Origin of the sequence: Xanthocytophaga agilis (assembly GCF_030068605.1) — a bacterium.
In the GTDB taxonomy this organism is placed as follows: domain Bacteria; phylum Bacteroidota; class Bacteroidia; order Cytophagales; family 172606-1; genus Xanthocytophaga; species Xanthocytophaga agilis.
This window is the reverse complement of sequence record NZ_JASJOU010000017.1, coordinates 22,788-34,675: the sequence shown is the minus strand read 5'-3', so window position 1 is coordinate 34,675 and position 11,888 is coordinate 22,788. Positions and strand designations below refer to the sequence as shown.

At 41.6% G+C, this 11,888-nt stretch carries 12 protein-coding genes; 9 read left to right on the top strand and 3 right to left on the bottom strand.

The genetic code is table 11. The features are described from left to right. Positions 1 to 299 precede the first annotated feature (299 nt). Positions 300 to 1,481 carry a XylR family transcriptional regulator gene (locus QNI22_RS33255; RefSeq protein ID WP_314517796.1) on the bottom strand — a complete coding sequence of 394 codons (1,182 nt, stop codon included), beginning with the start codon at positions 1,479 to 1,481 and terminating at the stop codon, positions 300 to 302. Positions 1,482 to 1,737: 256 nt separating this feature from the next. On the opposite strand from QNI22_RS33255, the gene QNI22_RS33250 reads away from it, so the two are divergent. From QNI22_RS33250 to QNI22_RS33210, 9 genes are all read left to right on the top strand, one after another. Further along, positions 1,738 to 2,469 carry a hypothetical protein gene (locus tag QNI22_RS33250; protein WP_314517794.1) on the top strand — a complete coding sequence of 244 codons (732 nt, stop codon included), beginning with the start codon at positions 1,738 to 1,740 and terminating at the stop codon, positions 2,467 to 2,469. Positions 2,470 to 2,768: 299 nt separating this feature from the next. Beyond that, the gene (locus tag QNI22_RS33245; RefSeq protein ID WP_314517793.1) at positions 2,769 to 3,338 is read left to right on the top strand and encodes a hypothetical protein; all 570 of its coding nucleotides are present in this window, start codon (positions 2,769 to 2,771) and stop codon (positions 3,336 to 3,338) included. Further along, a complete protein-coding gene (locus QNI22_RS33240; protein ID WP_314517789.1) occupies positions 3,335 to 4,048 on the top strand; it encodes a hypothetical protein in 714 nt (237 codons plus the stop codon). The genes QNI22_RS33245 and QNI22_RS33240 overlap by 4 nt, the downstream gene beginning before the upstream one ends. 38 nt (positions 4,049 to 4,086) lie before the next feature. Beyond that, a complete protein-coding gene (locus tag QNI22_RS33235) occupies positions 4,087 to 4,626 on the top strand; it encodes a hypothetical protein (protein ID WP_314517787.1) in 540 nt (179 codons plus the stop codon). A gap of 22 nt (positions 4,627 to 4,648) precedes the next feature. Beyond that, entirely contained in the window at positions 4,649 to 5,284 is a 636-nt protein-coding gene (locus QNI22_RS33230; protein ID WP_314517784.1) for a carboxypeptidase-like regulatory domain-containing protein, read from the top strand. Positions 5,285 to 5,732: 448 nt separating this feature from the next. Continuing rightward, the gene (locus QNI22_RS33225) at positions 5,733 to 5,873 is read left to right on the top strand and encodes a hypothetical protein (protein ID WP_314517781.1); all 141 of its coding nucleotides are present in this window, start codon (positions 5,733 to 5,735) and stop codon (positions 5,871 to 5,873) included. 26 nt (positions 5,874 to 5,899) lie between these two features. After that, positions 5,900 to 6,805: a helix-turn-helix domain-containing protein gene (locus tag QNI22_RS33220; protein WP_314517778.1), complete on the top strand. Its 906-nt coding sequence runs from the start codon at positions 5,900 to 5,902 to the stop codon at positions 6,803 to 6,805. A 1,248-nt stretch (positions 6,806 to 8,053) separates the two neighbouring features. After that, the gene (locus QNI22_RS33215; RefSeq protein ID WP_314517776.1) at positions 8,054 to 9,007 is read left to right on the top strand and encodes an NADP-dependent oxidoreductase; all 954 of its coding nucleotides are present in this window, start codon (positions 8,054 to 8,056) and stop codon (positions 9,005 to 9,007) included. A 48-nt stretch (positions 9,008 to 9,055) separates the two neighbouring features. Continuing rightward, positions 9,056 to 9,505 carry an ester cyclase gene (locus tag QNI22_RS33210; protein ID WP_314517774.1) on the top strand — a complete coding sequence of 150 codons (450 nt, stop codon included), beginning with the start codon at positions 9,056 to 9,058 and terminating at the stop codon, positions 9,503 to 9,505. Between the two features lie 1,488 nt (positions 9,506 to 10,993). On the opposite strand, the gene QNI22_RS33205 is transcribed toward QNI22_RS33210, so the two are convergent. Beyond that, positions 10,994 to 11,440: a PRC-barrel domain-containing protein gene (locus tag QNI22_RS33205; protein WP_314517772.1), complete on the bottom strand. Its 447-nt coding sequence runs from the start codon at positions 11,438 to 11,440 to the stop codon at positions 10,994 to 10,996. 231 nt (positions 11,441 to 11,671) lie between these two features. Further along, entirely contained in the window at positions 11,672 to 11,848 is a 177-nt protein-coding gene (locus QNI22_RS33200) for a hypothetical protein (RefSeq protein ID WP_314517770.1), read from the bottom strand. Positions 11,849 to 11,888: the final 40 nt, after the last annotated feature.

Sequence of the window (11,888 nt, the reverse complement as noted above, 5' to 3'; positions counted from 1 at the left end):
TTCAATCGTGTGTGGTGGTGTAGATGTGTAGGGTTTCCTTTTCCCGCGAGGTTGGCCCTTGGCCTGTGGGCAGGAGGATCGGGAAAAGGTGCCCTTTTTGGGTTACTTTTTTGGGCAAGCAAAAAAGTGACACGGCGATAAGAAGAGATACGTTCTGGACTTTAAACCAAATCTGGAAGGAAACATGCACAGGCTTGTGGAAGAATAATGATTGGGAATATGAACAGATGAAATTGAAGCAACAACCCTATAGCGCACATTTCCACAAAAGGAAAGGATTGATAAACCCTCACAGGGTGCTAGTGTAAAGGAGCAGAATTACCAGACTGGTATTTCTTTCTATACTCCAGAGGACTATACCCTGTAGCCTGCCTGAAATAGCGGGTGATATTGTCTGGGTTTTCAAAATCCATTTCATAAGCAATCTGCTGAATAGTCAGCGTTGACTCAGAGAGTAAATACTTAATCCGGTTAATACGGACCAGGCGGATCTGATCGAGAATGGATGTATTAAGCTGGGACTTGAATTTCTTTTCCAGAATCCGTCGGGAGTGGTGGGTTACGGCAATTACATCTTCCACCCGAATATTTTTAAAAGGAGCATGCTCTCCGATAAATGATAGTGCTAACCGAATCTGAGGGTCATCAATAGCCAGCGAACTGGTCGATTGACGGACTACTACCGTCTTGGGAGGAATGATAAAATCTGCTTCCGGGGGGTGGTTGGTATCCAGCCAGTGTAACATCCCTTCTGCTACCTGGTATCCAGCCTGAAACGCATTCTGATCTATGCTGGATAGAGTAGGTTGCATCATCTCACAAAGCAACTGGTCATCGTCTACTCCCAGAAGAACCAGTTCGTCGGGTATGCTCAGATTGACTTTTCGGGCGGCTTCCAGCAAGTGGATGTTAAGTTCATCTGTAGCCGAAAAGACAGCACAGGGTTTGGGGAGTTGCTGCGCCCATTGGCCGAGATTGGATGGCAGGTCTTCCCAGCTCATTTGCTGGCTATCAAACAGGAATGTTTCTGCGAATAGTGAACAAGCCTGCAGGGATTGTATAAATGCCAGTTGTCGCTCTATAGACCACTGAAACTCTTTGAATCCTATAAAGCCCAGATGTTTATACCCTTTTTCCACAAAATATCGGGCTGCGAGTTCGCCTATCGCTTTGTTGTCTGCCCACAGATTGATACAATCGGGATAGGTTTGGGTATGAGGAGATATAATAAGAGGAACCTGAAAGGATTGCAACTGATCCATTCCGGCAGTTTCCCGTGCGATGATTCCATCCGGATGCCAGTGTTGTAAGCGGGTCCACAGCTTATCCGAGTCGGCTGGCTGGATATAGGTAGGTGAATAAAAGAAGAAGGTAAACTTGTCGTATAGTTTATTAAAATGCGTGATGCCTTTAAGAACATCTCTGTCGTAGGCTCTGGACGTATCTAACAGTACAGCGATTCGATAACGTTGGGGTGTCAAGGTATCTGTATTTTTCTTCTTTACGGCTGTAAGTATAGAAAGAATTATTCAATTCTCTGAAAAAATGCAGACCTGTGGAGTTTCAATCCCCGATCTGATGGCCTTTCCGGTTTCGTTGTTTTACAGATTATCATGCAACTATTTCAAATTTGAATAGTATTTTGTAAATACGTCAATAGAAAACTGTTGTAAACGTACAAATCTCTTGCCATAAGAGAATGAAACGTATACTATTACCGGCAACCAGACAATCCTGATGAAGCTGACTAAACGACATGTAAAATTTACTTCAGAGTTGAGGGATCAACTCGCTATCTATTTTAACGAACACGGATATTATCTAACAGATAAAGAGTTTGTAGAATTTAGGTATGATAGTGATACCTATTCCGATTATGTGTGGTTATATGCTGGAGAAGACAAATGGAAGAAGAAATTCAGTACAATGATTGAATGTGCAAGGACCATTAAATATATTGAAAGTTACTGGGATGAATACAAGAAAACACCTCTGGCATTTTCCGAAAAGATACTTTTGTATACGTTTAGTGGTGTCCCTTATGAGAAAGACCCAGTATCGCATGCACAAAAGAATCCAACCCGAATGGAGATTCCTTTTGATAATTGTTCCATTGAAGATATTAGTAACAAGCTAATTTACAGCTGGGAAACTTTGCTTAAGCCTCGGTTAGATCAATACTCACATATTGACAAGCTAGACTCTGTTGTTAATAAAACACTGGAAAAAATTGACTTTCCTGTACATAATGATGGAATCTGGTTCTACAAAATGATAATTGCTAAACTTGCTGGAAATCCTATGTATGAAGACATTTATACATACATAAGTCAGTTATATAAAAAGTGTATAAGTGATGAAACTATGTCTACTCACAAGGAATACTACAAAACTCGTTTATGGGTAGTAGAACAATTATATCTAAAGCTGAGAGATGTAAAACCTTTAGATAATACCAGTTTAATTTAATACATATTCTTTCCGAATTAAACGTTTCCATGTGAACAATTACCTGTACCTGATCGGATAGATACGTTTATATCCAAAGAGATCTATTTATTTGATGTTATGTGCTGGAATCACAAACCTATAAAACCACCTGCTCCATTGTTTTATCAAATCTCTGGATTTGATAGTTTACCTTTTTTCTGATAATATTCGCCCGAAAGTTATATTGACACTAAAGGAAAGCTATTCGTTGGGTAGGAGAGCTGTGAGGCTTTCTATAATAATAATATAACACTTCAGGATTTCTATACCACACAGCTATGAGCTTGTTTTCTGGATTTGAAACAGATGTTAAAAATATTCAGGTCTTCCCTCAATGGCGAGTACTGCTATATATTATTGTTGGATATGGCCTGTGCCAGATTATTTTTTACTTTTCTACTGATTTTTTTAAATCCATAGTAATCTATGCCGGGCTTGGACTTACTTTTTCCATTGCCATTTCAACCATGCTTTCTGAAACCAGGCTCCGCATTGTACTCTTCTTATCTTTAAGTACACTGCTCTATTTTCTAATGTTGCAACTATCGTTAGTACAAGCCTATTTTTCTCCAAACCCTTTTTTTGTAATCCTGGCCTCTGTCAGTGGGGCTATTTTAGAAACACTCCTTTTCTGTACCTTATTTCAGTGTTTAGGCTATCTTACCTACCTTGACATTATTTTTGTTCTGCTATTTGCTGCGCTGGCATTTTTTGTTCTGACAGCTGTCCATTTGCCGGGTAGCTCAGACTTTGTGGGGATAGTAATCTGGCAACTGGCTGTGGGATATGCATTCACCAGAATCTATACCAGAAAGATAGCTACCCAAAAGCCTGCTGAGCATCCATGAATAAGAAGTTATCTCCTGCCAGACTCCTCTTTATCCTGGCTTTCTTTGCCTGTGCAGCAATCGTAGATGTATGGATCGTTTTTTCAAACACGGAAGCAGAAATTCTGGCTGGCAACATCCGATATAGCCATGAATGTGGATGGATTACACAGGATCATGCCATTCCGGATGGCCCCAGACAACTGCTAACAAGGATGTATCAGCAAAACGCAACCCGAAAAGATAGTTTTGACATCACCTACAGGCAGACTATGAAGTATTCCTTTTCCGGAAAAAGGCTCATTGCAGAAGCTGCCTCCACCTATCGTTTGGCAACAGGAATGAGCAAAGAACAAACAGACGCTGCTACACTTTTGATCCTCATGGATGTGTCAGAGCAGTTTGAGGATATGCAGGGTAGCTTTCCCTATAAGCTTATCAGTGAAGGATCTTCCTTCCGGAAAGGAGATCTTACGGGCAATCTGCTTGCTTACTACAAAGCACTCCATTCGGAACCGCCAGATACTGTAACTTCTTCACTTACCTGGCAGGCTCCAGATGCTGCATTGCAACGATGGCAACATGAGTCTTCTCAAAAACAGGAGAGGTTTATTCCTCTACAAAAAGATAGTCTCTCCCAGTGTTTTCTGTGGAGTTTAGTAGCTCAGGCACAGAGCTTGAATCTATCTCCCAGATTAATAAACCGGAAACGAGATCTTTATTTTGAGTAGATAGGGTAATGTGTTTTTTGGGTGAGCTAATACCAACAATGAAAAAAGACCAAATTGACAGGGACATTAAAGCAGGTAAGTTGTCCAGTAAAGAGTTTCAACTGGATACGTTCAGAGCGGTCATTGTGCTAAGTTGGCTGTTTGTACTTACAGTGGCGGCTGTAGCTATTGTTGTATGGGATTGGCTTCATTCTAAACAGCCAGTAACAGAAATAAGTATAGTAGGAATACTAGTCGGGGTATTTTTTATGGTACAACTACTCTCATTTTTTCGGGAAGATAGATTGACCAGTATAGAAACAGGGCTAAATAGTGAACAAAACAGACAGCTTATCAGACAATGTATTCACAAGCTTGGCTGGAAGCTTACTCATGAGAATACCTATGTCCTGGTTGCCTATACCAGTGTGTGGTCTCGCTTGCTAGAACAACAGATTGTAGTATTGCTTGAAGATGAGCATATTCATGTGAATGTAAAGCATATTGGGACTTCACGAGGCAGGTTTCCGTATCTGTTTGGCTTAAATCAAAGACGAATCAATCAATTTATGGAAAAAATAAAGGAAAAGCATCTATGATATAGTAACACGCATTGGAAAAATGAAAAAAATATACATTTTGTTTGGGTTGCTCATGCTTGTGTCCTGTAAACCATTGGAGAGTCGGATTGTAGGAAGATATTGGCACTATGCAGACTTTGAATTTCATACTAAAATTACGCTGCATCCAGACCATCGGTTTGTATTTGAGGGGCAGGAGGGATTACAATTTCTGAAAACTCAAGGAAGCTGGGAAGTAAAAGGGCATCAATTGATTTTAAACTCTGATCCGGAGTTGTTTCTTTCCAGAGAATCTACAGTAGTAGAACAGGGTATCAGTGCAACCAAAACTTTTTCTGTGAGAGTTCTTGACCAGGATGCGGCTGCACTGCCGGGAGCCTCTATTCAGATGACTCATCAGGGACAGATAACAGGCAGGGCTGGCGACACTAGTGGAGAAGGTCTTTTTCCATTGGCTGATTATGATAGTTTACAGGTCAGTTTTATAGGGTATAAAGAGCTGACGGTGAAACTTCCCGATAAGACGATTAACTCCATTACCGTACAATTAGCACTGGATGATCTGCAAGGGTCAGTCAAGTTTAAGAATGAAAAGTGGCAGGTGAAATCTGGGAGCTTATTTGATCCCAGATTCAAAAGCAGAAAGTGGAAGAATAGGTATAAGAAAGTAGACTAATGGTATTTGGACTCGAATATTCCACGCAAGTCAGGCTTTAGCTTATCCTGATCAACACCTTGAACCAATACAGGGTCCAAAATACCATCTAAAGAAATACTATGTACTTTTCTCTCAGAGACCAAGCGTAACTCTATTTGTCACAGGATTCTTTCAGAAGGACAGAAAGGAAGAAGATTGTTGGAAGGATAAGAAAGAGAGTTATTCTTTTTGTGGGGCCTTTATTTGCAAAATCCTTTTCCAGAAAAGATATGGGACTTTATAAGCACAGCCCTAGTTACAGGCCAGACTACCTATCCTTTGATTTTAACCATTAATGCTTTGACTTTGACTATTCTGTCTCACTACGAAAGAATACTTTTGTAATCAAAAACAATTATAGGTTAACTCGGTGTCTCCCGACTCTACCTTAACGGATTTATTTCTGGAATGCAAGTCGGAGGAATCTATGAGAGTCATTTCTGCCATCAGTGCTTGTAATCGGTTGAGTATTTCTGCTGCTATTGACTGTGTGATTGCTTTGCCTGTAAGCGATGAAGCAAACCAGGTAGGCGGGCAAACTATTGGAACCAATGGGGCTATGGTATAACTTTATAACTTTGACAGATAGTTAGTATGGAAAAAGTGGAATCGCTGGAAGCCTTCTATCGGCAAAAGTTAGGGTTCTGGCCAAGCGAAAATGTACATAGCATCGGACATTTTAATGTCTTTGGGATGGAAGATTATTCAGGACCCAAACCTCCTTATCCGATGCCATACAGTCGGAAGGATTTTTTTAAGATAGCCCTTATTTATGGACCCAATACAGTAGACTATGTGGATCAGACTTTTCATGTGCAACACAACATGTTGATGTTTGCCAATCCGTTGGTTCCTTACCGATGGACACCTGCTGATGAAAAGCCCAGGGGGGTATTTTGCCTGTTTACAGATACGTTCTTTAAAGGGCATGGAAGCCTGAAGGAATATCCTTTGTATCAGCCCGGTGGTACACCTATTTTAGACCTTACCGATGAAGAAGTTGCTACTGTCAGAGCTATTTTTGATAAGATGTTTCAAGAGATCCGTTCAGACTTTAGCTTTAAATACGATGTGTTACGCACATTAACACTTGAACTTATCTTCACCGCCTTAAAACTAAGACCTGCCCTGTCGGAGGTAGTTAAAACCGGTCAGTCCAACGCATCAGAAAGGATAGCTACTCTCTTTCTGGAATTGCTGGAAAGGCAGTTTCCGATTGAAAGTCCTCTACAGCAGATACATCTTAAGTTTCCGGGAGAATTTGCGGAACAGTTGCATGTACATAGTAATCACTTAAACAAAGCACTCAAGGAGATTACCGGAAAAACCACCAGCCAGCTTATTTCTGAACGGATTGCGACAGAGGCAAGGGCGTTATTAAAGCATACAAACTGGAATATTGCAGAAATTTCCTGGTGTCTGGGATTTGAAGATCCTTCTAACTTTATCAAATTTTTTAAGAAAAATACTACGACTACTCCTAAGCATTTTCGGGAATAGATACATTCGGAAGAATTCTATACTGAGTAAAGCTGCCTCTATGCTTTTGGAAAGAAGGTAGTCGCTTATTTTTTTTGCTTGTTTGTATCCAAAGTTGGTTTATAGTTCCTTTCTTCAGTCTTCCCTAGGCCACTTCTTTTTTGCTTGCCCAAAAAGGTTTTTATCTTCAATACATCCATCTTCCTACCATATTACTTTTTTGCTTGTCCAAAAAAGTAACCCAAAAAGGACACTTTTCTCCGGTCCTTCTGCCCGCAAGGCCAAAGGCCAACCTCGCGGAGAAAAGATTGCCAGCGCACCTACACCACCTGCCGCGATTGAAGTCATCACCACTCTCCTTGTTGCATCAAAAAGCTGGCTTTCACTCTATTTGTCAATATGTTATCTTCTTCTAATTTATCTTTTTTCTTTATTGTCCTGAAAAGAACAATCTATTCTTTTGTCCTTCTGAAAGAATCCCGTGGCAAGACCGGCGGCCTTTGGATTCTGACTGTACTTGTTATTCTCACAAACCAAACGTGACACTATTTGTCACAGGATTCTTTCAGAAGGACAGGGAGGGATGAACCTTCTAAGAAGACAAAGGTGTGCTGATTGGCAGCGTGTCACGCATTTATTTCCGTCGTTGGTGTTCTCACCAAAGAGCTGTTTCCCCTCATGCAAGTTGGTATTATCACCAGCCTGGAGAAGAAAGAAAAAACACTCTTCCTGTTCTTCCGAAAAGCTCAGCTTTCCTCCTTGTCCTTCTGAAAGAATCTCTTCTTGAAATGATTACACTCTGTCCTTCTGGAAGAATCTTGTGACAAATAGAGTGATCTCTGGTTTCTGGGCGAAGATTACCTCCAAAAGTAAAGGCCGCTGGTCTTGTCACAAGATTCTTTCAGAAGGACAATAAATAAGAAAAAAGGAATAAACCGACAGCATTGAGCGGACGCTGCTCTCAAAATAGTCACGGGTGGATACCCACGCCAGTGACTTTTTATGTTAGTTCCCTTTTCCAGAAATGCTATAAGACAGGATAAGGACAAGAGGTCGTTTAGGGACGGGTGTAGCTAGTAGCCGACCTGTTTTTTGTTGAACAAAGCTGGTGTTTAAAGGACCTGCATTTCATTGGATAGAGCCTCTTCACCGAACTTTTACTTTACTACAAATGGGGTGTTTGATATATACCATTTTTGGTTTGATTCAACCCATTCCATGCCATGACCCAGCAGTACTTTTGTAGGGTAAACATTAACTGGTAAACACATGAAAAGTTACATTTTGAAAGCAAATGGTGGAATTGAAAACCTGGTTGAAAGTTCGGATAGCATTCCTGACTTACAGCCTGACGAAGTGCTTATCAAAACGAAAGCGATTGGATTAAATCCCATTGATAGTGCAGTGAGGCAGTATCCTCACATGCTGGAGATGATTACCCAGCCCAATATTCCCGATAAAGTAATATTGGGCTGGGACGTGGCCGGGGTAATCGAGAAAGTGGGATCACAGGTTACAGCCTTTCGGGAAGGGGATGCCGTATATGGCTTGCTCAATATGCCCGGTCTGGGACGCACCAATGCAACCTATGTTGCTGCCTCCTCAACGCATATTGCCTTAAAGCCAGCCCAACTCACCTTTGCTCAGGCGGCAGCTGTACCGATGGCTGCGCTTACAGCGTATCAGGCAGTGCTACAGGCACAGATTACACCAGGAGAGCGAGTTTTAGTGCATGGCGCTTCCGGTGGGGTGGGGCATTTTGCTGTCCAGATAGCCAAACAACTGGGAGTCTATGTAATAGGAACCAGTTCGGCAAAAAATAAAGCATTTGTTGAAAGCCTGGGTGTAGATGAATGGATTGACTACCAGGCCAGACCTTTTGAAGAGGTAGTTGCCAAAGTAGATGTCGTGATAGATACCGTCAATTCGGTTGAGCACATCCGCAGGTCTATCAGCGTGCTTACTACAGGAGGGCGTCTGGTTTACCTGCAACCGCATTTTGAAAGCCAACTGGAGGATGCACTGGCAAAAGCCAGCGTACGTGGATACAGGATCTTTGTCAATTCTTCCGGTGAGAACCTGACCAAAATTTCCGAACTAATTGAAAAGGGCTTTGTCAGGCCTCATGTGTCTCAGGAATTTCCATTCAGCCAATTGCCACAGGCTCATCTTGCCCTGGAAGCTGGTCAGACACCTGGAAAAATTGTTGTCGGGGTTGATTAATCATCCCATATACTTATCAACTATATATAATTAAACACTAAAATTACTATGAAAGACTATCAAACAGAAGGCCTGGTACGAGGTATTAGCCCTGAAGAACGCAATACCATCCATTCCTTCTATAATCTATTTGCAACAAGAGATTTTACGCTGCTGGATCAGATTCTGGCTACTGACTGGGAAGATATTCCATTAGCTCCCGGACAGCAGGCAGGGGCAGCAGGATTTAAAGATCTGGTCCTGAATTTTACAGCTATGTTTCCTGATATCATGATTACCATTCTGGATATTGTGGGTGCAGAAGGGAAAGTGGGAGTAAGAGCCCAACTGTCATTTACCCATACGCATGAATTTATGGGCATGCAGCCATCTAACAAAAAGGTTGTCATTGCGCTGCATGAATTTCATTATCTGGAAAAAGGAAAGATTGTAAAAACATGGCATCTGGAAGACTGGATGAGCATGTTATTTCAAACAGGCTCTTGGCCTGTCCAGTAGCTTATACGATATACAACGATCTGAAAAGTAAAGTAGTCCTGATTACCAGGGTTACCAAACATGAGTCATCCCGAATTTTGGATGAGAATTTGTTTTACAAAATCAGCGTCTATGCTTTTGAAAAGAGTATAGGCGCTGATTGATTTTAAGAAACCTTTTTAGTTGGGTTTGTTTATTGTCCCTTTCATTATTCTTCCACTGACCTCTTCATTTTTTGCTTGTCCAAAAAAGGACAACAAATGAGAATTTGTTGGGCCAGGATGTGGGCCAGCCGCAAAAAAGGGCAAAAAATTCCAAAGCTTCGCCCCACAGGGCTAACGCTAGGCCCGCGGAATTTTTATCCCTACGCACCTACACGACCATGCGCGATTGAAGTCGTCTTTGCTCTCTTTGTAACATTTATGATCCTTTCTCAATGACATTTTTTACTAAAAATTCGGGATGATTCATTTAAGTAGCCCTGATAATCAGGGCTACCAAAGGCATAGGCTGCAAAGGCAGATTTGAATTAGGTTCTTGAAGAACTAAAGATACATGGGCTGCGATTTTGCCCATTTTGAGGAGGGTAGCTAGTGGTCTTATGGTGTCCCATACCCTTTCCAGAAATGGAGGTTTAAAGAGAGAGCACTGGTTCGAATAGAAAGACGCTGGTTCGAACGTCCGTTAGGACCCAATTTGAAAGCAACGTCCGTTGCGTTGGGACAAAGAGAGCCAAGTCCAGGTTTGTGATACTACTCAAACAGGGCTTTACCCACCAATGCAGCGGACGCTCAATGCTGTCCCCTTAAGAAAACCACTCAAACTATCTCACCTGTCCTTCTGGAAGAATCTCGTGGCAAGACCGGCGGCTTTTCCGAGTGGAGAGCAATTCTCTCTCAGAGAACAAACATCGCTCTATTTGTCACAGGATTCTTTCAGAAAGACAGAGAGGGATGAACCTTCTAAGAAGACAAAGGTGTGCTGATTGGCAGCGTGTCACGCATTTATTTCCGTCGTTGGTGTTCTCACCAACGAGCTGTTTCCCCTCAGGCAAGTTGGTATTATAATCAACCTGGAGAAGAATGAAAAAAACTCTCTTCCTGTTCTTCCGAAAAGCTCAGCTTTCCTCCTTGTCCTTCTGGAAGAAACTTGTGACAAATAGAGCCTTGTCTGGGTTCTGAGAGAAAAATAATTTATTTCCAGTCGGAAAGATCGCCGGTCTTGTCACAAGATTCTTTCAGAAGGACAGGAAGAGAGAGAATTCTTTCAGAAGAACAATAAAGAAATATGAAAAAAAGAAACAAACTTTCTTAAGTGATAGCATTGAGCGTCCGCTGCTTTCATAATGGGCACCGATGGACACTTGTGCCAGAAACTTTCTTTGTTTCCAAAAAAGATATGGGACACGATAAGGCCACTGGCTACGTCCCTCAAAATGCTCTCATCTCGCTACAAAATCTAGCCTTTTCCCTTCTTTACTACTAATTTAAACAACCTCTTATACATGTATTATCCTCCATAGCCTTTACCTTCTCCTTCCTTTGCCGTTTCGTTAGGAGCTTGACCTGGTGTAAGAGGAGCTGTAGAATTAGCCTGTGTACCCTGACCGGTAGAGGCATTGTCCTTCCAGTACGTTGGTAGCTGATACGTCTGATATAACTGATTCAGAAAGTTTTTATCGCTCACCAGGTCACCAAGTGCATTTCGGTCTACTTGTACATTGTAGCTTTTTACCTTATCAGTGTCAATTACATAACCGCCTGACTGTAAGTCTGCTTTCATCATTGTCCAGGGTAAGGCATACGATCCCTGATCGAACTCTGCTATTACACAGACTACTTTACCTTCTTCCACATCCATCAACCATTCGATGACTTTGCCAATTTCTTGTCCCGACTGATCTTTAAGTTTTACAGCGGATAAGCGTGCTCCCAATGCTAATGTGGGCGTGTTCATAGTTGAAAAATTTAAGGTTAAAAATGGAAAACTGAGCGTTGAACAACAAGCGCTTTACTTTAAACTGTCTGATTATCAGAATTGTTTTGTTTGATGTGCTTTATTGCTGCTACAAGCCAACTGATTTTTTTCCATAGAATTTCTACTAGAATTATGCCACGCCAGCACTTGTACCCTGCATGATGGAGAAGCTCTCAGGAAAAGAATATATCGTGTATGATAGAGCTTTGACTAACCGAAAGACAGTACGTCAAATCCTTCACCAATGCCTGGTTGCTGGCTAATGTTGAAAGTACTTTGTCCATTGGGAAGCATCTTTACTACTTCACTTTTGGTACTTGTTCGAGTAGAAAGACGCTGGTTCGAATGTCCGTTAGGATCTATCTTGAATGGTGGGAAAGTGGTCATTGGTGATAACACCAACGACGGAAATAAAAAGTAGCCCTGA

Coding starts and splice junctions, on each gene's coding strand:
- QNI22_RS33250 (WP_314517794.1), top strand. CDS start 1,738: ATGAAGCTGACTAAACGACATGTAAAATTTACTTCAGAGTTGAGGGAT.
- QNI22_RS33245 (WP_314517793.1), top strand. CDS start 2,769: ATGAGCTTGTTTTCTGGATTTGAAACAGATGTTAAAAATATTCAGGTC.
- QNI22_RS33240 (WP_314517789.1), top strand. CDS start 3,335: ATGAATAAGAAGTTATCTCCTGCCAGACTCCTCTTTATCCTGGCTTTC.
- QNI22_RS33235 (WP_314517787.1), top strand. CDS start 4,087: ATGAAAAAAGACCAAATTGACAGGGACATTAAAGCAGGTAAGTTGTCC.
- QNI22_RS33230 (WP_314517784.1), top strand. CDS start 4,649: ATGAAAAAAATATACATTTTGTTTGGGTTGCTCATGCTTGTGTCCTGT.
- QNI22_RS33225 (WP_314517781.1), top strand. CDS start 5,733: ATGAGAGTCATTTCTGCCATCAGTGCTTGTAATCGGTTGAGTATTTCT.
- QNI22_RS33220 (WP_314517778.1), top strand. CDS start 5,900: ATGGAAAAAGTGGAATCGCTGGAAGCCTTCTATCGGCAAAAGTTAGGG.
- QNI22_RS33215 (WP_314517776.1), top strand. CDS start 8,054: ATGAAAAGTTACATTTTGAAAGCAAATGGTGGAATTGAAAACCTGGTT.
- QNI22_RS33210 (WP_314517774.1), top strand. CDS start 9,056: ATGAAAGACTATCAAACAGAAGGCCTGGTACGAGGTATTAGCCCTGAA.
- QNI22_RS33205 (WP_314517772.1), bottom strand. CDS start 11,440: ATGAACACGCCCACATTAGCATTGGGAGCACGCTTATCCGCTGTAAAA.
- QNI22_RS33200 (WP_314517770.1), bottom strand. CDS start 11,848: ATGACCACTTTCCCACCATTCAAGATAGATCCTAACGGACATTCGAAC.